This is a genomic window from Paracoccus jeotgali (assembly GCF_002865605.1).
GTDB classification, from domain to species: Bacteria; Pseudomonadota; Alphaproteobacteria; order Rhodobacterales; family Rhodobacteraceae; genus Paracoccus; species Paracoccus jeotgali.
In genome coordinates, this window is the sequence record NZ_CP025583.1 from 2,196,776 (window position 1) to 2,219,220 (window position 22,445).

Annotated in this window: 18 protein-coding genes; 11 read left to right on the forward strand and 7 right to left on the reverse strand. The window is 68.4% G+C overall.

What is annotated here, in order from left to right; genetic code table 11:
• Nucleotides 1-43: 43 nt before the first annotated feature.
• The 4 genes from metG to truA all read left to right on the forward strand — a co-directional run bounded on the left by metG (nucleotide 44) and on the right by truA (nucleotide 4,597).
• Nucleotides 44-1,750: a methionine--tRNA ligase gene (gene metG, locus CYR75_RS10730; protein ID WP_101500037.1), complete on the forward strand. Its 1,707-nt coding sequence runs from the start codon at nucleotides 44-46 to the stop codon at nucleotides 1,748-1,750.
• 25 nt (nucleotides 1,751-1,775) lie between these two features.
• Entirely contained in the window at nucleotides 1,776-2,696 is a 921-nt protein-coding gene (rocF, locus tag CYR75_RS10735; protein ID WP_101500998.1) for an arginase, read from the forward strand.
• Nucleotides 2,697-2,852: 156 nt separating this feature from the next.
• The gene (locus tag CYR75_RS10740; RefSeq protein ID WP_101500038.1) at nucleotides 2,853-3,821 is read left to right on the forward strand and encodes a 5-bromo-4-chloroindolyl phosphate hydrolysis family protein; all 969 of its coding nucleotides are present in this window, start codon (nucleotides 2,853-2,855) and stop codon (nucleotides 3,819-3,821) included.
• The gene (truA, locus tag CYR75_RS10745; RefSeq protein ID WP_101500039.1) at nucleotides 3,821-4,597 is read left to right on the forward strand and encodes a tRNA pseudouridine(38-40) synthase TruA; all 777 of its coding nucleotides are present in this window, start codon (nucleotides 3,821-3,823) and stop codon (nucleotides 4,595-4,597) included. The genes CYR75_RS10740 and truA overlap by 1 nt, the downstream gene beginning before the upstream one ends.
• Before the next feature lie 73 nt (nucleotides 4,598-4,670).
• On the opposite strand, the gene carB is transcribed toward truA, so the two are convergent.
• Nucleotides 4,671-8,006, reverse strand: a complete 3,336-nt coding sequence (gene carB / locus CYR75_RS10750; RefSeq protein ID WP_101500040.1) for a carbamoyl-phosphate synthase large subunit — start codon at nucleotides 8,004-8,006, stop codon at nucleotides 4,671-4,673.
• A gap of 311 nt (nucleotides 8,007-8,317) precedes the next feature.
• Here carB and CYR75_RS10755 point away from each other — a divergent pair, with 311 nt between their 5' ends.
• Genes CYR75_RS10755 through CYR75_RS10765 form a run of 3 tightly spaced genes read left to right on the forward strand, consistent with a single transcriptional unit; the run spans nucleotide 8,318 to nucleotide 12,086 of the window.
• Nucleotides 8,318-9,757, forward strand: coding sequence for a cytochrome c (locus CYR75_RS10755; protein ID WP_158644638.1), 1,440 nt, complete (start codon nucleotides 8,318-8,320; stop codon nucleotides 9,755-9,757).
• The gene (locus CYR75_RS10760) at nucleotides 9,754-11,349 is read left to right on the forward strand and encodes a flavin monoamine oxidase family protein (protein WP_101500042.1); all 1,596 of its coding nucleotides are present in this window, start codon (nucleotides 9,754-9,756) and stop codon (nucleotides 11,347-11,349) included. The genes CYR75_RS10755 and CYR75_RS10760 overlap by 4 nt, the downstream gene beginning before the upstream one ends.
• Complete coding sequence (locus CYR75_RS10765; protein WP_101500043.1) at nucleotides 11,349-12,086, forward strand: c-type cytochrome; 738 nt, start codon at nucleotides 11,349-11,351, stop codon at nucleotides 12,084-12,086. The genes CYR75_RS10760 and CYR75_RS10765 overlap by 1 nt, the downstream gene beginning before the upstream one ends.
• Before the next feature lie 9 nt (nucleotides 12,087-12,095).
• On the opposite strand, the gene CYR75_RS10770 is transcribed toward CYR75_RS10765, so the two are convergent.
• The 6 genes from CYR75_RS10770 to CYR75_RS10795 form a co-directional block, all read right to left on the reverse strand.
• Complete coding sequence (locus CYR75_RS10770; protein WP_101500999.1) at nucleotides 12,096-13,598, reverse strand: tripartite tricarboxylate transporter permease; 1,503 nt, start codon at nucleotides 13,596-13,598, stop codon at nucleotides 12,096-12,098.
• Nucleotides 13,595-14,029, reverse strand: coding sequence for a tripartite tricarboxylate transporter TctB family protein (locus CYR75_RS10775; protein ID WP_101500044.1), 435 nt, complete (start codon nucleotides 14,027-14,029; stop codon nucleotides 13,595-13,597). The genes CYR75_RS10770 and CYR75_RS10775 overlap by 4 nt, the downstream gene beginning before the upstream one ends.
• A 5-nt stretch (nucleotides 14,030-14,034) precedes the next feature.
• Entirely contained in the window at nucleotides 14,035-15,006 is a 972-nt protein-coding gene (locus CYR75_RS10780; RefSeq protein ID WP_101500045.1) for a Bug family tripartite tricarboxylate transporter substrate binding protein, read from the reverse strand.
• Nucleotides 15,007-15,206: 200 nt separating this feature from the next.
• A complete protein-coding gene (locus CYR75_RS10785; protein WP_225972689.1) occupies nucleotides 15,207-17,147 on the reverse strand; it encodes a heme biosynthesis protein HemY in 1,941 nt (646 codons plus the stop codon).
• A gap of 10 nt (nucleotides 17,148-17,157) precedes the next feature.
• Nucleotides 17,158-18,873, reverse strand: coding sequence for a COG4223 family protein (locus CYR75_RS10790; protein WP_158644640.1), 1,716 nt, complete (start codon nucleotides 18,871-18,873; stop codon nucleotides 17,158-17,160).
• A gap of 60 nt (nucleotides 18,874-18,933) precedes the next feature.
• The gene (locus tag CYR75_RS10795) at nucleotides 18,934-19,635 is read right to left on the reverse strand and encodes a uroporphyrinogen-III synthase (protein ID WP_101500047.1); all 702 of its coding nucleotides are present in this window, start codon (nucleotides 19,633-19,635) and stop codon (nucleotides 18,934-18,936) included.
• 62 nt (nucleotides 19,636-19,697) lie between these two features.
• On the opposite strand from CYR75_RS10795, the gene tsaD reads away from it, so the two are divergent.
• Genes tsaD through CYR75_RS10815 form a run of 4 tightly spaced genes read left to right on the forward strand, consistent with a single transcriptional unit; the run spans nucleotide 19,698 to nucleotide 22,423 of the window.
• The gene (tsaD, locus tag CYR75_RS10800) at nucleotides 19,698-20,762 is read left to right on the forward strand and encodes a tRNA (adenosine(37)-N6)-threonylcarbamoyltransferase complex transferase subunit TsaD (protein ID WP_101500048.1); all 1,065 of its coding nucleotides are present in this window, start codon (nucleotides 19,698-19,700) and stop codon (nucleotides 20,760-20,762) included.
• Nucleotides 20,763-20,796: 34 nt separating this feature from the next.
• The gene (locus tag CYR75_RS10805; RefSeq protein ID WP_101500049.1) at nucleotides 20,797-21,735 is read left to right on the forward strand and encodes an NAD(P)H-dependent glycerol-3-phosphate dehydrogenase; all 939 of its coding nucleotides are present in this window, start codon (nucleotides 20,797-20,799) and stop codon (nucleotides 21,733-21,735) included.
• Complete coding sequence (locus CYR75_RS10810; protein ID WP_225972690.1) at nucleotides 21,732-22,007, forward strand: YciI family protein; 276 nt, start codon at nucleotides 21,732-21,734, stop codon at nucleotides 22,005-22,007. The genes CYR75_RS10805 and CYR75_RS10810 overlap by 4 nt, the downstream gene beginning before the upstream one ends.
• A complete protein-coding gene (locus CYR75_RS10815) occupies nucleotides 22,007-22,423 on the forward strand; it encodes an EVE domain-containing protein (RefSeq protein ID WP_101500051.1) in 417 nt (138 codons plus the stop codon). The genes CYR75_RS10810 and CYR75_RS10815 overlap by 1 nt, the downstream gene beginning before the upstream one ends.
• The last annotated feature ends 22 nt before the right edge of the window (nucleotides 22,424-22,445 follow it).

Genomic DNA, 22,445 nt, shown 5'->3' on the forward strand with positions numbered 1-22,445 from the left:
CCCCGCCAGCGTCTAGAAAGGCGCAGGTTTTCAGGGAATTTCAATGGCGCGTCATCTTATCACCTCGGCCCTGCCCTATATCAACGGGATCAAGCACTTGGGCAATCTGGTCGGCAGTCAGCTGCCGGCGGACCTGTTCGCGCGCTATCTGCGCGGGCGCGGGCACGAGGTCATGTTCATCTGCGCGACCGACGAACACGGCACCCCGGCGGAACTGGCCGCCGCCAAGACCGGCGAGCCGGTGGCCGAGTATTGCGCCCGCATGCACGCCGAACAGGCGCGTCTGGCCGAGGGATTCGGCCTCAGCTTCGATCATTACGGCCGGTCGTCCAGCCCGCAGAACCACCGCCTGACGCAGCATTTCGCCGGGCGGCTGGATCAGGCCGGGCTGATCCGAGAGGTCAGCGAGAAACAGGTCTATTCCAACGCCGATGGCCGCTTTCTGCCCGACCGCTATATCGAGGGCACCTGCCCGAATTGCGGCTATGACAAGGCGCGCGGCGACCAGTGCGAAAACTGCACCAAGCAGCTTGACCCCACCGACCTGATCGACCCGCGCAGCGCCATTTCCGGCAGCACCGATCTTGAGGTGCGCGAGACCAAGCATCTGTATCTGCGCCAATCCGCGATGAAGGACCGGATCGCCGCGTGGATCGACAGCAAGACCGACTGGCCGGTGCTGACCACCTCGATCGCGCGCAAATGGCTGTTCGACGGCGACGGGTTGCAGGATCGCGGCATCACCCGCGATCTCGACTGGGGCATCCCGGTCCGCAAGGGCGACGAACCCTGGCCGGGGATGGAGGGCAAGGTCTTCTATGTCTGGTTCGACGCGCCCATCGAATACATCGCCGCCACCGCCGAATGGGCCGAGGCCCATGAAGGCGACTGGCAGCGCTGGTGGCGCACCGAAAAAGGCGCCGACGACGTCACCTATACCCAGTTCATGGGCAAGGATAACGTGCCCTTCCACACCCTGTCATTCCCGGTCACCATCATGGGCGCGGCCGAGGACTGGAAGCTGGTCGATTACATCAAGTCCTTCAACTATCTGAATTATCAGGGCGGGCAGTTCTCGACCTCGCAGGGGCGCGGGGTGTTCATGGATGATGCGCTGTCGCTGCTGCCGGCGGATTACTGGCGCTGGTGGTTGCTGTCGCACGCCCCTGAATCCGGCGACAGCGAGTTCACATGGGAGAATTTCCAGCAATCGGTGAACAAGGATCTGGCCGATGTGCTGGGCAATTTCGTCAGCCGGATCACCAAGTTCTGCCGCTCGAAATTCGGTGAAACGGTGCCCGAGGGCGGCGAGTGGGGCGAGGCCGAGCAGCAGCTTTCCGACCAGCTTGTCACCCGCATCCGCGCCTATGAGGGCTTCATGGACCGCATCGAGATCCGCAAGGCCGCGGCCGAACTGCGCGCGATCTGGGTGCTGGGCAATGAATATCTGCAATCCGCCGCGCCTTGGGCCACCTTCAAGGACGATCCGCAGACCGCCGCGATGCAGGTCCGGCTGGGGCTGAACCTGATCGCGCTTTACGCGACGCTGTCGCGGCCCTTCATCCCCTTTGCCGCCGATGAATTGCAGGCCGCGATGAACAGCAGCGCCGACTGGCCCGATGACGTGGGCGCGGCGCTGACGGCGCTGGCGCCGGGTCACGCCTTCACCGTGCCGCAGAACCTGTTTGCCAAGATCACCGACGAGCAGCGCGAGGAATGGCAGGAACGCTTTGCCGGCGCGCGGGGTTGACGCAGCGGCTTTTCACGAGGACCAGATGACACATTGCATCCTGATCGGCGCCCCCATCGACGAGGGCCAGCGGGTTCCCGGCTGCATCATGGGACCGCCCGCCTTTCGCGTCGCCGGGCTGGGACGGGTGCTGACCTCGCTTGGCCACACGGTCGAGGATCGCGGCGATCTGACCCCCGCCGCGCCCGCCGATCTGCAGCACGACAACAGCGCCATCCATCACCTGCCCGAGGTCGCCGCCTGGACCCAGGCGCTGTCGGACGCGGCGCAGGACGCGCTGCCCAAGGGGATGCCGATCTTTCTGGGCGGCGATCATTCGCTGGCGCTCGGCACGCTGTCGGGCGTCGCGGCCCATGCGGCGGCGCAGGACCGCCCGCTTTTCGTGATCTGGCTGGACGCGCACAGCGATTTCCACACGCCGCAGACCACCGTCTCGGGCAATCTGCACGGCACGCCGCTGGCCTATGCGGCGGGACGCGAGGGCTTTGACCCCCTGCCCGCCTTTCCCGCGCCGGTGCCGGGCGAGAATATCTGCCTGTTCGGCATCCGCAGCGTCGATCCGGCCGAACACGCGCTGCTGCAAGGCACCGAGATCATCGTGAACGACATGCGCGTGCTGGATGAACGCGGCATCGTCGCGCCTCTGCAGGAGTTTCTGGCCCGCGTGCGTGAGGCCAACGGGATGCTGCATGTCTCGCTGGACGTCGATTTTCTGGACCCCGCGATCGCGCCCGCCGTCGGCACCACCGTCCCCGGCGGCGCCACCTTCCGCGAGGCGCATCTGGTCTGCGAGATCCTGCACGAATCCGGCCTCGTCACCTCGCTGGATCTGGTCGAGCTGAACCCGTTTCTGGACGATCGCGGCCGCACCGCCAAGCTGATGGTCGATCTGGTCGGCTCGATGATGGGGCAGAAGGTCTTTGACCGCCGGACGCGCAGCTTCTAGCGCGGTTGCAATCGCGGGCCGCGACGCCCATCTGAACACGACCTGCGAGGATCGGAGATCACGATGTCGGAAAAGGCCATGCGGCGGCTGTCATTCTACCTGCTGATCGGGCTGACGATGTATGCCTCGTTCGGCTGGGGCCTTTAGGGAGACGTCATGTCAGAACGCTATCGCGGACCCTACTCTCCGGGCGCGGGCACCGCCTCGCAAAGCCAGCGCCGCACGCAGAACCGCCATCGCTATGAAAGCCGGACCAAGTGGATCACGGTCGCGGCGCTGCCCTTCCTCGTCTCGGCCTTCTGGCAGACGCCCTTGGGGATGGTCGCCTGCCTTGCGGGGTTCGGTCTGGTCGCCTTAGGCAGTTCGCTGACGCGCGAGGGGCTGCGGGCGCAGGCGGAATACGACGCCCGCCGCGTCGCCCGCCGTCCCGGCTGGCCGCGCAAGCTGTTCGGCGGCGTGCTGACGGGGCTGGGCCTTGGCATCGGTGCGGCGCAGCCGGATTTTCTGGGCGGCGCCATCGTCATCGCCATGGCCGGGGCGTTCCTGCATTATCTCGCCTTTGGTCCCGACCCCATGCGCGACAAGGGGATGGAGGGGATCGACAGCTTTCAGCAGGACCGCGTCGCCCGCATCATCGCCGAGGGCGAGGGCTATCTGGAAGGCATGCAGGACGCGATACGGCGCACCTCTGACCGCCGGCTCGAGGCGCGGGTGACGCTGTTTGCCGAAACCGCCCGCGACCTGTTCCGCCGGGTCGAGGAAGACCCCGGCGATCTGGCCGCCGCCCGGCGTTATCTGGGCGTCTATCTGATGGGTGCGCGTGACGCGACGGTCAAGTTCGCCGACCTCTACGCCCAGACCCGCGACGCCGACGCCCGCGCCCAATACGAGGCGCTGCTGACCGATCTGGAAGAGAACTTCGCCGCCCGCACCCGCTCGCTCATCGAGAACGGGCGCACGGATTTCGACATCGAATCGCAAGTGCTGCGCGAAAGGCTGGCGCGCGAGGGCGTGCGCGTCCCCGACCCCGCCGAGGCCGCGCCCGACAGCATCGAGGACCGCCGCGGCGTCGATCTGGCCGATCTGTTCCGCATGCCCAGCCGGACGGGCCGAAAGCAGGACTGATGCCGCGCTACGCCTTTCGCGTCGAATATGACGGCGCGCCCTTTTCCGGCTGGCAGGCGCAGCGCGACCTGCCCAGCGTTCAGGGTGCCATCGAAACCGCGCTTGGCCGGCTGGATGCGAGTTTTGCCCAGGGCGCGCGGATCGCGGCGGCGGGACGGACCGATGCCGGCGTCCATGCCAGCAGTCAGGTCTTTCACGCCGATCTGCTGCGCCACTGGTCGCCCTTTCGCCTGTCCGAGGCGCTGAACTGGCACCTGTCGCCGGCGCCGGTGGCGATCACCGCCGTGGTTCCGGTGGGCGAAGACTTTCACGCGAGGTTTTCCGCGCTGGAACGGCGCTATTCCTTCCGCATCGTCGCGCGCCGCGCGCCGGTGGTGGCGGATCGGGGCCGGGTCTGGCATGTCCGCCAGCCGCTGGACGTCGATGCCATGCGCGTTGCCGCCGCGCATCTGGTCGGGCGGCACGACTTCACCACCTTTCGCAGCGCCATGTGCCAGTCGAAATCGCCGGTCAAGACGCTGGATCAGATCACCATCACCACCCACGACTATCCGGCGGGACAAGAGATCCGGTTCTTTCTGCGCGCCCGCAGCTTTCTGCACAATCAGGTCCGCAGCATCGTCGGCACGCTGGAACGGGTGGGCGTGGGCGCATGGCCGCCCGAGCGGGTCGCCACCGCCCTCGCCGCCCGCGACCGCGCCGCCTGCGGGCCGGTCAGCCCGCCGCAGGGGCTGTCGCTGGACGGCGTGACCTATGATCCCGACCCCTTCGCCTGACCTGCTTGAACAGTAAAAAGGCGGCGAACCCTGCTGGGTCGCCGCCTTTGTCATTCGCCCTGCCGCAACCCGATCAGGCTTGCAGGCTGCGGACCCCGACCTCGCCCTCGTCCCGCGAGCGGATGGCGGCGACGGCGGCGATGCTGCCGGCGGCGGTGGTGAAGTAGGGGATCTTGCCATACAGCGCGACCGCCCGCATTTCCCGCGAGTCTCGGATCGCCTGCGCGCCTTCGGTGGTGTTCAGCACCATGACGATCTCGTCATTCTTCAGCATGTCGACGATGTTCGGGCGGCCCTCATAGACCTTGTTGACCCGCTTGGCGGCCAGCCCCTCGCTGTCAAGGAAAGCCGCCGTGCCGCTGGTGGCCACGATGCCGAAGCCCATATCCAGCAGGTCGCGCATCGCGGCGGCCAGTTCCGGCGTCTTGTCGCTGTCCTTGACCGAGACGAAGACCTGCCCGCTTTCCGGCAGGTGGATGCCCGCCCCCATCTGCGCCTTCAGGAATGCGCGTGGGAAGTTGCGGTCCCAGCCCATCACCTCGCCCGTCGAGCGCATCTCGGGGCCAAGCAGCGTGTCGACGCCGGGGAAGCGGGCAAAGGGCAGCACGGCTTCCTTGACGCTGAACCAGGGCGTGATCGGGTCGGCCAGCGTCATCGGGTCGGCAAAGGGCAGCGGCGTTTCCGGCCCCACGCCCTGCGGATAAGGCGCGCGGGCGGGGAAGTTCGACATCGGCTCGCCCGCCATCAGCCGCGCGGCGATCGACGCGATGGCGCTGTCGGTCGCCTTGGCGACGAAGGGCACCGTGCGCGAGGCGCGGGGATTGACCTCGAGTACATAGATATCGCCGTTCTTGATCGCGAACTGCACGTTCATCAGCCCGACCACGCCCAGCTTGCGCGCCATGGCGACGGTCTGTTCCTTGAGCTGCGCGATGGTGTCGGCGTCCAGCGTATGCGGCGGCAGCGAACAGGCCGAGTCGCCGGAATGGACGCCGGCTTCCTCGATATGTTCCATGATTCCGGCGACATGCACGTTCTCGCCGTCGGACAGCGCGTCGACATCGACCTCGATCGCGCCGGACAGATAGCTGTCGAGCAGCACCGGGTTCTTGCCCGACACCTCGACCGCCTCGGTGATGTAGCGGTTCAGGTGGTCCATGTCGCGCACGATTTCCATGCCGCGCCCGCCCAGCACATAGGACGGCCGGATGACCAGCGGAAAGCCGACCTTGGCCGCGATCTCGCGTGCCTGTTCGGCGCTGCTGGCGATGCCGTTGACGGGCTGCTTCAACTTCAGCTCGTTCAGCATCTTCTGGAACCGCTCGCGGTCCTCGGCCAGGTCGATGGCGTCGGGGCTGGTGCCGAGGATCGGAATGCCCTCGGCCTCGAGCGCGTTGGCGAGTTTCAGCGGCGTCTGCCCGCCGAACTGGACGATGACGCCGTGCAGCGTGCCGTTTTCCTGCTCGATCCGCAGGATTTCCAGCACATGTTCCAGCGTCAGCGGCTCGAAATACAGCCGGTCCGAGGTGTCGTAATCGGTCGAGACGGTCTCGGGGTTGCAGTTGACCATGATGGTTTCGTAACCGGCATCGGTCAGCGCGAAACAGGCATGGCAGCAGCAGTAATCGAACTCGATCCCCTGCCCGATCCGGTTCGGCCCGCCGCCCAGGATCACCACCTTCTTGCGGTCCGTGGGCCGGGCCTCGTTTTCCACATCGCCCATCGCCGGGGCTTCCCAGGTGGAATACATGTAGGGCGTCTGGGCCTCGAACTCGGCCGCGCAGGTGTCGATGCGCTTGTAGACCGGGTGCAGCCCGGCGGCATGGCGGATGCGGCGGACCTCGGCCTCGTCCTTGCCGGTCAGGGTGGCGAGCCTTGCATCGGTAAAGCCCATCATCTTCAGCGCGCGCAGCCCGTCGGTGTCGGGCAGGCCCGAGGCGCGGACGCGGTCCTCGGCCTCGACGATCTCGCGCATCTGGCTGAGGAACCACGGGTCAAAGGCGGTGACGGCGTTGATGTCGGCGTCGCTCAGCCCCAGCCGCATGGCCTGCGCGATTACGCGGATGCGGTCCGGGGTCTGGCGCGACAGGGCGCGGATGATGGCCGGGCGGCCTTCATCGGCGGCGCCGGGAATGTCGATCTCGTCCAGCCCGGTCAGGCCATTTTCCATCGAGGCCAGCGCCTTTTGCAGCGATTCCGCAAAGCTGCGGCCGATGGCCATGACCTCGCCCACGGATTTCATCGCCGTGGTCAGTTCGGGCTTGCTGCCGGGGAACTTCTCGAAGGCAAAGCGCGGGATCTTGGTCACGACATAGTCGATGCTGGGTTCGAAACTGGCGGGCGTGACCTTGGTGATGTCGTTGTCGAGCTCGTCCAGCGTATAGCCGACCGCCAGCTTGGCCGCGATCTTGGCGATCGGAAAGCCGGTGGCCTTGGACGCCAGCGCCGAGGACCGCGACACGCGCGGGTTCATCTCGATCACCACCATGCGCCCGTCGGCAGGGTTCACCGCCCATTGCACGTTCGAGCCGCCGGTCTCGACCCCGATCTCGCGCAGCACGGCAATGCTGGCCGAGCGCATCCGCTGATATTCGCGGTCGGTCAGGGTCAGCGCCGGGGCGACGGTGATCGAATCGCCGGTATGGACGCCCATCGGATCGACGTTTTCGATGGAACAGACGATGATGGCGTTGTCGGCGCGGTCGCGCACGACCTCCATCTCGTATTCCTTCCAGCCCAGCAGGGATTCGTCGATCAGCACCTGCGCGACCGGGCTGGCATCCAGACCCGAACGCACGATCGCCTCGTAATCGTCGCGGTTATAGGCCACCCCGCCGCCGGTCCCGCCCAGCGTATAGGCGGGGCGGATAATGGCGGGCAGGCCGATATCTTCCAGCGCGGCCATGGCCTCGGCCAGCCCGGCCTTGATGTCATAGCGGCCCTTGGCGTCCTTGGGGGCGGCGACGATGGTGGCCTTGGGGTTTTCCAGCCCGATCCGGTCCATCGCCTCGCGGAACAGCTTTCGGTCCTCGGCCATTTCGATGGCGGCCCGCTGCGCGCCAATCAGCTCGACCCCGTATTTCTTCAGCACGCCGGCATCGGCAAGGCCAAGCGCGGTGTTCAGCGCGGTCTGCCCGCCCATGGTGGGCAGCAGCGCGTCGGGCCGTTCGGCGGCGATGATCTTTTCGACGATCTCGACGGTGATCGGCTCGATATAGGTGGCGTCGGCCATTTCGGGATCGGTCATGATCGTGGCCGGGTTCGAGTTCACCAGAATGACGCGGTAGCCCTCTTCCCGCAGCGCCTTGCAGGCCTGCGCGCCGGAATAGTCGAACTCGCACGCCTGTCCGATGACGATGGGGCCGGCGCCGATGATCAGGATGGACTGGAGATCGGTTCTTTTCGGCATGTGGCCCCCGGACGCGTGAATGTCGGCAAATCGAACGGGGTTATAGTGATGCGACGGTCGGGCGCAAGGGGCAGCGGTCGGGCGGGCGGCGGTGGCGCCGTCGGCATGGCCGCTGCGGCAGGGGCCAAGGCGGGCCGATCTGCCCCGCCGCGCCGGATGCGGCGGTTGTGGCCCCCTCACGAAAGAAAACTTTCGCGTGAAATCAGCGTGATGAATTTTGGCATGGAACGGACCGCGCGCCTGCGAATTGAGGTTCAACAACAGCGCCCCATCGACCCTGGGGACGCCGCGGACGAGGGGAGATGCGATCCATGACACGCGACGGGCCATTCAGCCATTCGCCTCTGGCGCTTGCACTAGGTATCGGGCTGATCTGCGCCGGGCCCGCTCTTTCTGCCGAAGGCGACCCGGACGCGCGCCTGATCGAAGAGGGCGAATACATCGCCCGCGCCGGCGGCTGCATGTCCTGCCACGGCGAGGATCTGGCCGGCGGCTATGTCATCGACTCGCCCATGGGCGAGATCGTGGCGACGAATATCAGCCCCTCGGTCGAATACGGGATCGGCGATTATGACCGCGCCGATCTGGAACGTGTGCTGCGCGATGGCGTGGCGCCGGACCACCGCCTGTATCCGGCGATGCCGTTCGCGTCCTATCGCGGGATGCGCGACGACGACATCACCGCGCTCTACACCTGGCTGATGGATCAGCCCCCGGTCGAGCGGCCGCTGACGCAAAAGACCGACCTGCCTTTCCCCTTCAACATCCGCACCGGCATGGGCCTGTGGTCTGCCGTGGCGCTGGGTGAGACCGACCGCATCCTGCAAGACGATCCGCAGATTCAGCGCGGCGCCTATCTGGTCGATCATCTCGGCCATTGCGGCGAATGTCACACGCCCCGCAACGCGCTGTTCGCCATGGACCAGTCCCGCTATCTGCAGGGCGCCATGATCGATGGCTGGCTGGCCCCCAACCTGACCGGCGACCCGGTTCTTGGCATGGGCGCCTGGTCGACCGAGGCGATTGTCGATTACCTGCGCGACGGCCACTCGATGAACGTGGCGCAAGCCGCGGGGCCGATGGGCGATCTGGTGGAACACGCCACCAGCCATCTGCATGAGGACGACCTGACCGCCATCGCCGTCTATCTGCAGGCGCTGCCCTCGGGCCGCGACGCGGACGAGGCGACGCCGACGCAAGCGGCCTTCCTCGCCCCCGAGCAGGGGCGCAAGCCGACGGTGCTGTATAATCAGATCCGCACCGAACTGGCCGAGGCCGTCCAGCGCACCGACCTGACCCCGGTTCAGGCGCAATATCTGGACAAATGCGCCGCCTGTCACGGCGTCGACGGGAACGGCCAGCCCTCGGCCTATTACCCGCCCCTGCAGGACAATCTGGCGCTGCGCCGCCCCGATCCCACGAACCTCGTGCAGGTGCTGGTCCACGGCATCAGCGCCCGCACGCTTTACCGCGCACCCGGGATGCCCGGATTCGCGGACGAGATGGACAACGCCGAGATCGCCACCATGGCCAATTACCTGCGCGTCACCTGGGGCGGGCATCAGGACAGCCAGATCACCGCCGACGACGTGGCCGCGATCCTTGAAGGACAGGACCCGCCCCTGCTGGTCCGGCTGGCCCCGCCGCTGGCCTGGGCTGGCATCATCATCCTGCTGGCCCTGATCGGCTGGATCGTATGGCTGGTCATGCGCCGCCGCAACAACACCCCCGCACAGGAGCCGACGCCATGACCTTTTCGACCCCGACCAGACGACAATTGCTGGCGATGATCGGCAAGGTTGCGGGCAGCGCGGCGATGTATCAGGCGATGACCTCGATGGGCTTCGCGGCCGAATCCGAATACCGCGACGGCGTCTCGCTGCAAGGCCCCAGAGGCGGCAAGAAGGTGCTGATCCTGGGCGCAGGCATCGCCGGCATGTGCGCAGCCTACGAGCTGCGCAAGGCCGGATACGAGGTCAAGATCCTCGAATACCAGAACCGCCATGGCGGCCGGGTGATGACCATTCGCGGCGGCGATCGCTATACCGATCTGGCCGGCGACGTCATCGACTGCGACTTTGAAAGCGACGGCTATCTGAACCCAGGCCCGTGGCGGCTGCCGATCCACCACTATGCCGTTTTCGATTACTGCCGCGAGCTGAACATCCCCATCGAGCCGTTCGTGATGAAGAACGACAAGGCCTATCTGCACTCGCAACACGCCTTTGGCGGCAAGCCGCAGCGCGTGGGCCATGTGGAAAAGGACATCCGCGGCAATGTCTCGGAACTGCTGGCCAAGGCGGTCAACCAAGGCGCGCTGGACGAGGCGGTGTCGCTGGAGGACCGCGAAAAGCTGCTGGAAGGGCTGCGCGACTGGGGGGTTCTGGACAAGGATCTGCGGTACCGCAGCACCGAGGCGTTGGGCGAATATCGCGGCTGGGACGTGCTGCCGGGCGGCGGGCTGATGCCGGAAAAAGAGCCCTCGACCCCGATGGACCTGTCGCCGCTGCTGCAGTCGGGGCTGTGGAACCAGATCCTGAACTTCAACAGCTACGAACATGAATCCCCCATGTTCGAGCCGGTCGGCGGCATGGACGGCATCGCCGACGGCTTTCACCGTCAGGTCGGCAGCGTGATCCAGTATGGCGCCCGCGTCACCCGCATCCAGCAGGGCGATGACGGCGTCACCGTCAGCTATGAAGACGGCGGCCGCGGCGGCGAGCTGCGTCAGGAAAGCGCCGATTGGTGCATCTGCACGATCCCGCTGTCGGTGCTGGCGCAGTTGCAGGTCGATTGCTCGGACAAGCTGCGCAAGGCCATCGGCGCGGTGCCCTATGCCTCGGCCTTCAAGGTCGCGCTGGAATTCCGCCGCCGCTTCTGGGAGGAGGACGACTGGATCGCGGGCGGCATCAGCTATACCGACCTGCCCATCGTCCAGATCGCCTATCCCAGCCACGGCTTTTTCACCAAGGGGCCGGCGGTGATCCAGGCGGCCTATGACACCTATACCGCCGGCCGGAACTACACCTACACATGGTCCAGCCTGTCGAACGAGGAACGGATCGCCGCGGCGCTGCATTACGGCCGCCAGATCCACCCGCAATACGACACCGAGTTCATGTCGGGCGTGTCCTGGGCATGGCACCGGGTGCCGTGGACGCTGGGATGTTATGGCCAGTGGACCGAGGATCTGCGCCGGGCGCATTACGAAACGCTCTGCGAGATCGACAACCGGCTGGTGCTGGCGGGCGAGCATTGCTCTCATATCCCCGCCTGGATCGAAGGCGCGCTGCTGTCGGCGCTGGATACCGTCAGCCGGCTGGACCAACGGGAGAATGCGTGATGCGTTGCTTGCTCGCCTTGCTGAGCCTGTCGCTTGCCGCCCCTGCCTTCGCGCAGGACGCGCCGGTCGTCGGCCCCGAATCCCCCACCCGGCCCGTCGAGTCGGCGCAATCCGGCACCCCGCCCGCGCCTGACAGCCTGGATGGCGCTGCCTCGCGGAACGGAGCGGCTGAGGCGGAACGGATGAACGGCAGCGACCCTGCCGCGCCGCGCGGTGAGGCGCCGCGCGATCCGCAACCCGCTGCCGCCGACGCGCAGGACGCGACCGCCTCCGGCGCAGCGAACGGTGCCCAGTCCCGCAAAAGCTCCGGCTTCGTCACCATCCCCGGCCCGCCGAAGGCGCGCGCGCAGGACCAACAGGCGCGGAAAGAGATCGTGCGCTCTGGCCCGATGCTGGACGCGATCCTCGCCGAGTTCTCGCAGCAGGGGCATCGCTTTACCCAGACCGATGGACGCGCGCTCTATCAGACCACCTGCCGCGCCTGTCACATGGAAGACGGCAAGGGGGCCGAGGGCGCGGGCGCCTATCCGCCGCTGGCCGGAAACCCCAAGCTGCGCTCGCGGCACTTCGTGATCGACGTATTGGTGACCGGCTATCACGGCATGCCGCGCTTTGGTGACCAGTTCGACGATGAACGCGTGGCCGCCGTCACCAATTATATCCGCACCCATTTCGGCAACAGCTACAGCGACGAGGCCACCGCCGCCGACGTCGCCGCCCTTCGCGGCGGAAACTAGACGGCGGAGCTAGACAGCGGGCCGGGCCTCACGCCGCGCCCGGATGGCCCGCCACGCGGAATGGGTCAGCAACAGCGCGGTGCCGATGACGAAAACCGCCGCGATGGGGCGCTCCAGAAAGGTCATCGGGTCCCCGCGCGAGATTAGCAGCGCCCGGCGCAGGTTCGTCTCGATCAGCGGGCCCAGCACGAAACCCAGCAGCAGCAGCGCCGGGCTGAACCGCGCCAGCGTCAGCGCATAGCCGGCGGCCCCGATGGCGGCGACCATCAGGATGTCGAAGCTCGCCCCCCGCACCGACCAGACCCCCAGACAGACAAAGACCAGAATCGCCGGATACAGCCAGCGGAACGGCAGGCGCAGCATCGACACCCACAGCCCGATCAGCGGCAGGTTCAGGATCAGCAGCAGCAGGTTGCCGATGCCAAAGCTCGCCACCAGCCCCCAGAACATGTCGGGCCGGGCCTGCAGCATCATCGGGCCGGGCTGCACGCCGTGGATGACCAGCGCGCCCAGCATCAGCGCCATGATCGGGTCGCCCGGTATCCCCAGCGTCAGCGTCGGCACGAAGGCGGTGATCGCGGCGGCGTTGTTGGCCGATTCCGGGCCGGCCACGCCCTCGACCGCGCCCTTGCCGAACCGCTCGGGCTCACGCGCGATGCGGCTCTCCATGCCATAGGACAGGAACGAGGACAGCGTCGATCCCGTCCCCGGCAGCGCCCCGAAAAAGCTGCCCAGTGCCGCCCCGCGCAGCGTCGGCATCGGCATCCGGCGCAGATCGTCGCGGGTCGGGATCAAGGCGCGCAGTGCCACATGGGGCGGCGGACCGGTCCGCTCGGCCTGGCGGATATTGCCGATCACCTCGGCCACGCCGAACAGCCCCATCGCCAGCGCGACAAGGTTGATCCCGTCCAGCAATTGCGTCTGCCCGAAGGTGAACCGCTGCACGCCCGAGTTCACGTCCGTCCCCACGCAGCCCAGGATCATCCCCAGCACCACCATCGCCAGCCCCTTGGCCGCGCTGCCCGACCCGATGGTCGAGGCCGCGACCAGCCCCAGCACCATCATCGCCGCGTAATCCGCCGCGCCAAAGGCCGTGGCCGCCCGCGACAGCATCCCCGACAGCGTGACCAGCACCGCGATCCCGATCATCGAGCCGGTAAAGCTCGACATCATCGACACGAACAGCGCCACCCCGGCCCGGCCCTGCTGGGCCATGGGATAGCCGTCCAGCGTCGTGACCGCCGATTGCGGCGTCCCCGGCAGGCGCAGCAGGATCGACGCCACCGCGCCCCCGTACTGAGAGCCGTAATAGACCCCTGCCAGCATGATCAGCGCGCTTTCCGGGCTGATGTAATAGGTGATCGGCAGCAGCAGCGAGATGGTGGCCATGGCCCCGATCCCCGGCAACACGCCGACAAAGGTGCCCAGGACCACGCCCAGCACGCACCAGACCAGCACCTCGGGCGAGGTGGCGACGGCAAGGCCGTGCAGGAACCCGTCCAGCCCGCTCATCGGCGCGGCCACAGCGGCAGGTTCATGGCCAGCGCCAGATGAAAGACGCCGACGGCGATGACGCAGACGCCGCAGCCCAGCAGCAGCCGCCACAGGATGCCGCCCCGCGGCGCTGCGGCCGAGGCGACCAGCACGCTGACGAAGGTGGTCAGGACCAGGCCCAGCCGCTCGACCCCCAGCGCAAAGATCACGATGGCCGACAGCACCGCCACCAGTTCCGGCAGCGCGGGCCGAGGCATCAACTGGCCGCCGCGCAGCAGCGCCACGCTGCCGCCCAGCAGCGCCAGCGCCAGCCCCAGACCCAGCGGGAAAAAGCCCGGCCCCATGCGGCGCGGGGTGCCGATGTCATAATGCAGCGCCGCATATCCGGCCACCGCCAAGCCAATCGCGGCCAGGATTGCCCCGGCCGCGAGATCCTGTCTGTCCTGCATCTGCCCTACTTTGCGTCGACGCGGTCCAGCACCGCGCCCCAGACCTGCGTATCATCCTTGATCCGCGCGGCCAGCTCGTCAGCCGAGCCGCCCACGGCCACCCAGCCCATATCCAGCAGCTTGCCCTGCACCTCGGGGTCAGCGAGGATCTCGTTGATCTCGGTGTTCAGCCGCTCGACAATGGCCGGATCGGTGCCGGCGGGCGCGATGAAGGCGTTCCACAGCTCGGCGCGGAAATCATCGGGCAGACCCGCCTGCCCCGCCATGACCAGGACGTCGGGGATCTGCGCGAAGGGCTCGGCCGAGGTCACGCCCAGCATCTTCATGTTGCCGGCCTCGACATGCCCCATCGCGGCCGAGGGCGCCATGAAGCCGGACTCGATCTCGTTCCCGATGATCGCGGTCGTCACCTCGGCGTAAGAGGTAAAGGGGATGTGCAGCATCTCGACCCCGGCGCGGTCGGCGAACAGCTCCGCCGTCAGATGCGCGCCCGACCCCTGCCCGACCGAGCCATAGCTCAGCGCCTCGGGTTCGGCCTTGGCGGCCTCGATGAAACCGGCCAGATCGTCCGGCCCGTCCTTGCCCACCGCCAGCACCAGCGGCGAGGTCGCGATCAGCGTGACAGGGGCGATGTCGGCCTCGACATCATAACCCAGATCGGCGACCAGCCGGGGCGAGGTGGTCAGCGGGCCGTTGATGGTGGTGCCGAAATTATGCCCGTCATCCTTGGCCGCGAGCATCTGCTGAATGCCGATGACGCCGCCCGCGCCGGGCTTGTTCTCGATCACCACCGGCTGGCCCAGACGCTCGGCCAGCGGCTCGGTCACGATCCGCGCCAGCAGGTCGGGCGAAGAGCCGGCGGGGAAGCCGACATAGACGTGAACCGGCTGCGTGGGCCAGGCATCCTGCGCGGCCACGGACCCCGCGATCAGGGCAGAGGCGCAGGCCATGGCGGCGATCTTCAGGCGGTTGGTCATGTCGGTTCCCTTCGCGGCTTGAATGTCCCTGCCACTAGTGCCGACCGAACCCCCTGCGGTCAAGGGATCAGGGGGGGGTGGGCAGTCGGCTTGCGCGCACCCGCACCACGGGGGGACCGCACCATGGTCGCACCTATGGGTGTAAACGGATGGCCGCCGCACAGCGGTTTGATCCGGTCTCCCTTCCCCCAGTCAGACGCCTATGGCTTGCGCATCCGCTCCTTGGGATCGACCGGCTCCACGTCGGGGCGCGGCGGCATGTCGCCGTCGCCCAGCTGGGCCGAGGCGCGGCGCGTGGGCTTGGCGGGCGGCAGGTCGGGGTCCTCGGGCAGTTCCACGTCGGGGCGGATCGGGTCGGCGGGCAGCACGATGACATCGGGCGCCTTGGTGTCAGCCTTCGGTCCGGCCTTCACCACGACCTTCTTGCCCGCGGGGGCCTCGGCCGCGGGGGCGGGCTTTGCCGGATCGGCCGCGGGCGGCGCTGCGGGCGGGGCCGCTTTCGTGGGCGCCTCGTCGCGGTTCACCGGCTTTGCCTCCTCGGCCCGCACCGTCTCAGGCTTGGGGGGCGTCGCGGGCGGCATGGTGATTTCCGGGTCGGTGATGGTGCGCGAGGGTTCATCCTCGAAATCCGATTCGCGCGGCACCATGCCCGGCGCGACATTCGGCGCGACCGGCCGGACCGGGGCGGGGCGCGGCTGCGGTGCGGGCGGGTCGATGGCGACCGGGGCCGATCCGGCCTCGGCCGGCGGTTCGCCCGGTGCGCGCTTGCCGATCAGCAGCGGCAGCAGTTCGGCCCCCGTCGTCGCGGCGGGGCTGCGCGGATGGGGCGGCTCGCGCCAGCTCAGCGTGTCGAAACCGCCGCAATGGGCGCAGACCGGCGCCCAATCCTCCATCACGCCCTCGCATTTGTCGCAGACCCATTGCGGCCCGCGCGAGGCGCCCATCGCCTTGACCAGCCAAGCGCGGACGGCGGTGTCGTCGGCGCCCTCGCCACGCTCGATCGCGGCCATAATCGCCAGCGAACGGGTCGTCGGGTGGGTCTCCGCCAGATCGCCCAACGCACGGCGGGCGGCGGGGAAATCCTCGGCCGCGAGCAGCAGTTCGGCGCGCAGCAGCCGGGTTTCCTCGGCGTCGGGATTGCGCTTCATCAGCGCCTCGAAGCGGCGCAGACGCTGGGTCGGCGTCTCGTCGGGGACAAGCGCGGCATAGGCCTCGGCCAGATCGGGATGGGGGCGCACCGACCACGCCTTTTCCAGTAGACGCTCCGCATTGCGGCGGTCCTTCTGATCGGCATAGGTCCGCGCCGCCAGCACCACGGCGGGCACCAGATCGGGCGAGGCCTTGGCGGCCGAAATCGCCGCCTCGCGCGCCGAGATCGAGTTCCCCTGCGCCAGCACGTCGCGCGCCTCTTGCAGGGCCAGCACGGCGTCGCGGCGGATATGGACATCCTGCGGCAACTCGCCCTGACGGCGCTTGTCCTTCAGCACGCTGCGCGCGCCCTTCCAGTCGCCCTCGCGCGTGGACAGCTGCAACAGCGTGTCCTGAATCCCCACGTGGCGGGGCTTGAGCGCATAGGCCTGTTGCGCCAGTTGCAGCGCGGATTGCGTGTCGCCACGGTCGAGCCGCTGGCGCATCAGCCCGCGCACGCCGACAAAGCGGGTGCGGTCATCGACCAGCATCTCGCGGTAGACCGCCTCGGCCCGCTGATCGTCGCCTGCGGTTTCCGCCGCCTGTGCCGCCAGCAGCCGGGTCGCGTAAAGATCGCCCAGATATTTCTCGGCCCGCCGGGCCTGATCCTGCGCCTGCCGCCCCTCGCCCGAGGCCACGGCCAGCAGCCCCTGCGACAGCGCCTCGATGCCCTTTTCGCGGCGCGAGCGGGCGAAATAGCGGTTGATCGCGGTTTCGTCACCCATGACGAAGCGCAGGAACGCCCAGATCATGCCCAGCAGCTTGATGATCGCCCATGATGCCAGCATCAGCGCCGCGACCACCGCCACGGTCTGGATCGGACCCAGCGTGTATTCGGTGCCGGCAAAGACGATGCGCAGCCCATCGGCCTGCGCGGACAGCGCGTTCAAGCCCAGCGCCACGGCCAGGATGATGGCGAAGAACAGAAGGATTTTCAGAAGCGAGGCGAGCATGTTTGTTCCTTCAGTTCAGCGATTGCGACACGTCTTGCAGCGCCTTTTCGGCGGCCAGCCAGGCCTTCGCCTGCGCGGTCCAGTCGGCCATCGCCTTCTGCCCCGGCTCTGGCAGCGCGGCCAGTTCATCCAGCGCGGCCTGCACCTGCCCCTGCCCGACCAGCGCCCCGGCGCGTGACAGGATGGCGTCGGGATCGTCACCTTCGCGCGGCTCGACCGAGCGGGCGCCGGTCTGCACGCGCAGGAAGTTCCCGATCGCGCCCACCGGCCCCCGGCGCGGCGATTCCGCCTTGAGCGAGGCGGTCAGCGCGGCGCGGGCGGCCGCGTCATAGCCCATCTGCAACTGGTCCAGCGTCGGCAGATCGCCCTGCGCCAGAGGTTCCGGCACGGTGACGCCGGCCTCTTGCAACTGCGCCACGGCCTCGGTCGGCGAGCCCTCGCCACCGTTCAGCACCGCGCCCAGCAGCGCCAGCGAGGCCACCGCCTGCGCCCGGTCGCTGGCTTTTTCAGCCTCGGCCTTGACGCTGTCCAGACGCTCGCGCGCCTCGGCGGCGGCGGTTTCGATTTCCGAGCGGATGCGTTCGGCATCGGCGGCGACGCCGCGCACCTGCTCGACCGCCTGCGGGTCCAGCGTCGGGCGGCTGTCCAGCGCCGCGATCCGCTCGGCCTGCTGATCCAGACGCGCCTCCAGATCCTCGATCTGCGCCGCGAGGTCGGGTCCGGCGGGCTGTTCGGACTGCGCGGGGGCGGTGTCTGCGCTGGCTGTTTCGGCAGACTCCGTCGCCGGGGCGTCGGTGGAAGCAGTCTCACTGGACGCTGTCTCACTGGCAGCCGTCTCGGGCGCGGCTGCCTCGGGGGCGCGCTCGGCCAGTGCCGCTTGCAGTTGCGCGGTGACGATGGACTGCACCTCGGCCTCGGTCAGGCCGGCGGGCTGCGCGGCGGCCTGCTCGGCGGGCACGGCGGTTTCCAGCGCCTGCCGGGCGGCGTTTTCGCCGGCCTCGGCACCGGCTTGGGCCGCCTGATCGCGCAAGGTCGGCAGTTCCGCCTGAACCGTCTGACGGGCGGCCTCGGTCACCTGAGAGGTCAGCGTCACGGGGTCGATGGCGGTGTCAGCGGGGCGCCAGCTTGAGGGCAGATAGGGCGAGGCGGCGGGCAAGACCCACACCGCCGCCGCCGCACCGAGCCCCGCGGCAACGACGCCACCCAGAACCAAGGGGCCAAAGCTAGACCGCCGGTCCGCCCGATCGGCGCGGGGCGCAGCGGGTGGGTCGGAGCGGGTGGTGCTGCCGGACGTATCGCTGGGCTTGCCCGGCTTGGTGACCGAGTCGGAACTCGCAGGCCGGTCGGCGGCGCCGCTGACCGGCTTCGCACCCGCAGCGGCGGATTTCGACGGCTTCGCCACCTCGGGCACCGAGGATTTCTTCGCCGACGTTGCAGGTGTATCGGTCACGTCAGATTTCGCCGCACCAACCTTGTCCGCTCGGCCCAAATCCGCCTTGGGCGCAGCCGCGTCCAGCCCCGCAACCGGCGTCCCGACCAGAGAGGACTCGACCGGCGGCGCGGGGGGTGTCTTGGCGGCAGGGCCAGCGGTCCCCGCTTCGACCGGCTCGGACGGCACCACCGGCGTTTCGGACGCCGTTTTGCGTGGCGCAGCGCCAGAGGAGCTTGTCCCGGCCTTGTCGGCAGCAGTGTTCTTGTCGGTGTCGGCACCCTTGGACGTGGCCACGTCATATCCCCCTGAAAAACTGGCAGTCGGCGAAAGAACAGGACCGCCGTATCGGGCAGTCTAGCGACGCCCCTCTGCCGCCTCAACCCACGGCTTTTCGCTTCGTTCCGCGAAATCGGCCAGGTCACGCAGCGACAGAATGGCGCGCGCCATGGAAACCCCCTCGGGGCGCTCGGCGATCAGCCGGGCTTGCGTCGGCCCGTCATAGCACTCATCGGCCCGCACGCTGATCGCCACCGTGGCGATGGGCGCGGCGGCGGACACCGCCGCCTGCGCCAGCAGGGTCGCGCTGCGGGGCGAGAACAGCGGCAGGATCACCGGGCGGTCGCCGCTCAGCAGCGCGATGGCCTCGGGCGACAGGGGCTGGGCGATCTGGTCATAGATCGCCATCCCCTGCACCGGCAGTTCGCGCGCGCGGTGGCGCCCGTGCAGGTGCAGCCATTCCTCGCGCCCCGGCAGCATGGGCATCATGCCCTCGGCATCGCCGGGGCCTTCCTCGACCTGATAGCCGGCGGCGGCGGCGGCCTCGGCGGTCTGGGGGCCGACGCACAGCGCGGGCTTGCCGTTGCCGGGACCTGCCAGCGGCACCGCATTGGCCGAGGTAAAGACGATCCCCGGCGCGGCGCTGATCCGGGCCGGGTCGAAGGGCAGCGCCTCGATCCGCAGGATGGGCGCGATCAGCATCTCGATCCCCGGCAATTCGCGGGCGAAGGCCACGGACTGCGCGTGGGGTCGGGTCAGCAGGCATATCGGGGCGGTCATTGCGGCCTCGGCTTCTGGGGGCTATCTGAGTTGCTAATACCATCGCGCCCAAGGCCGCAACCATGACCCTGACCTTTCTTGGCATCGAGAGCAGTTGCGACGACACCGCCGCCGCCATCGTGCGCAGCGATGCCACGATCCTTGCCTCGGTCGTGGCGGGTCAGGTGGCGCTGCATGAAAGCTTTGGCGGCGTGGTGCCGGAAATCGCCGCCCGCGCCCATGTCGAAAAGCTGGACCTGTGTGTCGAAGAGGCGCTGGCCATCGCCGGGCTGACGCTGGCCGATCTGGACGGGGTCGCGGTCACGGCCGGGCCGGGGCTGATCGGCGGGGTCATGGCGGGCGTGATGCTGGCCAAGGGGATCGCGGCCGGGACGGGGCTGCCGCTGGTCGGGGTCAACCATCTGGCCGGCCACGCGCTGACGCCGCGCCTGACGGACGGGATCGGCTTTCCGTATCTGATGCTGCTGGTGTCGGGCGGGCATTGCCAGTTCCTGCATGTGACCGGACCCGAGCAGTTTCAACGCCTTGGCGGCACCATCGACGACGCGCCGGGCGAGGCGTTCGACAAGGTCGCCAAGCTGCTGGGCCTGCCCCAGCCCGGCGGCCCGGCGGTCCAGGCCGCAGCCCGGAATGGGAACGCGGGACGCTTTGACCTGCCCCGGCCGCTGCTGGATCGGCCAGGCTGCGATCTGTCATTTTCAGGGCTGAAGACCGCCGTGCTGCGGGTGCGGGACGGGCTGGTGGCGGCGCAAGGCGGGCTGCACGAGCAGGACCGCAACGATCTCTGCGCCGGGTTTCAGGCCGCCGTGGCCGATGTGCTGGCCGAAAAGACACGCCGCGCGCTGGCCGCCAGTCCGGTGCCGGTGCTGGCGGTGGCGGGCGGGGTCGCGGCGAACAGCACGATCCGCGAGGCGCTGCAGCGGGTGGCGGATCAGGCCGGCGCTGCCTTTGTCGCACCGCCGCTGGCGCTGTGCACCGACAATGCGGCGATGATCGCCTGGGCCGGGATCGAGGCCTTCCGCATGGGCCGCCGCGACGACATGACGCTGGCGGGACGGCCGCGCTGGCCGCTGGACCAGAGCGCCGCGCCGATGCTGGGCGCCGGCAAGCGCGGGGCCAAGGCATGAGCGTCGCCCGCATCCATGTCAGCAGGGGACAGCCATGACCACGATTCTGGGGGCAGGCGCGTTCGGCACCGCGCTGGCAGTGGCGCTGTCGGGGACCGGTCCGGTGACGCTGTGGGGCCGGCGCCTGCCCGAGGCGCGCGAAACCACCCGGCTGCCCGGTGTCACCCTGCCCGAGGCGGTGCGGCTGACCGATGATCTGGCAGCTGCGCTGACCGGCGCCGAGCGGGTGATTATCGCTCTGCCGGCGCAGGCGTTGCGGGGTTTTCTGGCGCTGCACGGGGACGACCTGGACGGGCGCTGGCTGATCAACACCGCCAAGGGGATCGATCTGGAAACCGGCGAATCGCCCTCGACCCTGATCCTGCGGGCCTGTCCCAAGGCCCGCGTCGCGGCGCTGACCGGCCCCAGCTTTGCCGCCGATATCGCGCGCGGCCAGCCGACGGCGCTGACGCTCGCCTCGACCGCGCCGGGGCTGGAGGGCTTGCAGCACGCGCTGTCGACGCCGGTCCTGCGGCTGTATCGCAGCGACGATCTGCGTGGGGCGGAACTGGGCGGTGCGCTGAAGAACGTCATCGCCATTGCCGCCGGGGTCGCCATCGGCGCGGGCTATGGCGACAGCGCCCGTGCGGCCGTGATCACACGCGGCTTCGCCGAGATGGTGCGGCTGGCGACCCGGCTGGGTGCGCGGCCGGAAACCCTGTCCGGGCTGTCGGGGCTGGGCGATCTGGTGCTGACCTCGACCTCTGCCCTGTCGCGGAACTTTCGCTATGGCAAATCGCTGGGCGAGGGCGTGCCTTTCGACAGCGGCGTGACCGTGGAAGGCGCGGCCACCGCGCGCGCGACGAGCGTGCTGGCCCGCGACAAGGGCATCGCCATGCCCATCGCCAATGCCGTCGCGGCCCTTGCCCAGGGAAGCGCAAGCGTGGCACAGACCATGGAAACCCTGATGACCCGCCCGCTAAAGGAAGAATGATGCCCTATTTCGCCGTGATCTGCCGTGACAAGCCCGACAGCCTCGATCTGCGGATGCAGACCCGCGCCGACCATCTGCGCTATGCCGAGGAATCGGGCGTGCTGTTTCTGGGCGGCCCGCTGATCGAGGACGGGCGCATGGCCGGCTCGCTCGCGATCCTCGACGTGGCCGATCTGGACGCGGCCAAGGCCTGGGCGGCGGATGATCCCTATGGCAAGGCCGGGCTGTTCGCCTCGGTCGAGATCAACGAGTGGAAGCGGGTGATCGGCTGATGCGGTACTGGCTGTTCAAATCCGAACCGGACGTGTTCAGCTTTGACGATCTGGTCGCCAAGGGCGATGCGGGCGAGGAATGGGACGGCGTCCGCAGCTATCAGGCCCGCAACAACATGCGCGAGATGAAGATCGGCGATCTGGGCCTGTTCTATCACTCGAACATCGGCAAGGAATGCGTGGGCATCGCCGAGGTCATCGCCGAGGCGCATCCCGACAGCACCGCCGACGATCCGAAATGGGAATGCGTCGACCTGCGCGCGGTCAAGCCGCTGAAGCGTCCGGTCTCGCTGGACGAGGCCAAGGCCGATCCGCGCCTCAAGGATATGGTGCTGGTCACCAACTCGCGCCTGTCGGTCCAGCCGGTGACCGAGGCGGAGTGGCGGATCATCATGCAGCTTGCCGGGATGGAATGACAGCACCGGCGGAAACGGGGGC

Coding starts and splice junctions, on each gene's coding strand:
- metG (WP_101500037.1), top strand. CDS start 44: ATGGCGCGTCATCTTATCACCTCGGCCCTGCCCTATATCAACGGGATC.
- rocF (WP_101500998.1), top strand. CDS start 1,776: ATGACACATTGCATCCTGATCGGCGCCCCCATCGACGAGGGCCAGCGG.
- CYR75_RS10740 (WP_101500038.1), top strand. CDS start 2,853: ATGTCAGAACGCTATCGCGGACCCTACTCTCCGGGCGCGGGCACCGCC.
- truA (WP_101500039.1), top strand. CDS start 3,821: ATGCCGCGCTACGCCTTTCGCGTCGAATATGACGGCGCGCCCTTTTCC.
- carB (WP_101500040.1), bottom strand. CDS start 8,006: ATGCCGAAAAGAACCGATCTCCAGTCCATCCTGATCATCGGCGCCGGC.
- CYR75_RS10755 (WP_158644638.1), top strand. CDS start 8,318: ATGACACGCGACGGGCCATTCAGCCATTCGCCTCTGGCGCTTGCACTA.
- CYR75_RS10760 (WP_101500042.1), top strand. CDS start 9,754: ATGACCTTTTCGACCCCGACCAGACGACAATTGCTGGCGATGATCGGC.
- CYR75_RS10765 (WP_101500043.1), top strand. CDS start 11,349: ATGCGTTGCTTGCTCGCCTTGCTGAGCCTGTCGCTTGCCGCCCCTGCC.
- CYR75_RS10770 (WP_101500999.1), bottom strand. CDS start 13,598: ATGAGCGGGCTGGACGGGTTCCTGCACGGCCTTGCCGTCGCCACCTCG.
- CYR75_RS10775 (WP_101500044.1), bottom strand. CDS start 14,029: ATGCAGGACAGACAGGATCTCGCGGCCGGGGCAATCCTGGCCGCGATT.
- CYR75_RS10780 (WP_101500045.1), bottom strand. CDS start 15,006: ATGACCAACCGCCTGAAGATCGCCGCCATGGCCTGCGCCTCTGCCCTG.
- CYR75_RS10785 (WP_225972689.1), bottom strand. CDS start 17,147: ATGCTCGCCTCGCTTCTGAAAATCCTTCTGTTCTTCGCCATCATCCTG.
- CYR75_RS10795 (WP_101500047.1), bottom strand. CDS start 19,635: ATGACCGCCCCGATATGCCTGCTGACCCGACCCCACGCGCAGTCCGTG.
- tsaD (WP_101500048.1), top strand. CDS start 19,698: ATGACCCTGACCTTTCTTGGCATCGAGAGCAGTTGCGACGACACCGCC.
- CYR75_RS10805 (WP_101500049.1), top strand. CDS start 20,797: ATGACCACGATTCTGGGGGCAGGCGCGTTCGGCACCGCGCTGGCAGTG.
- CYR75_RS10810 (WP_225972690.1), top strand. CDS start 21,732: ATGATGCCCTATTTCGCCGTGATCTGCCGTGACAAGCCCGACAGCCTC.
- CYR75_RS10815 (WP_101500051.1), top strand. CDS start 22,007: ATGCGGTACTGGCTGTTCAAATCCGAACCGGACGTGTTCAGCTTTGAC.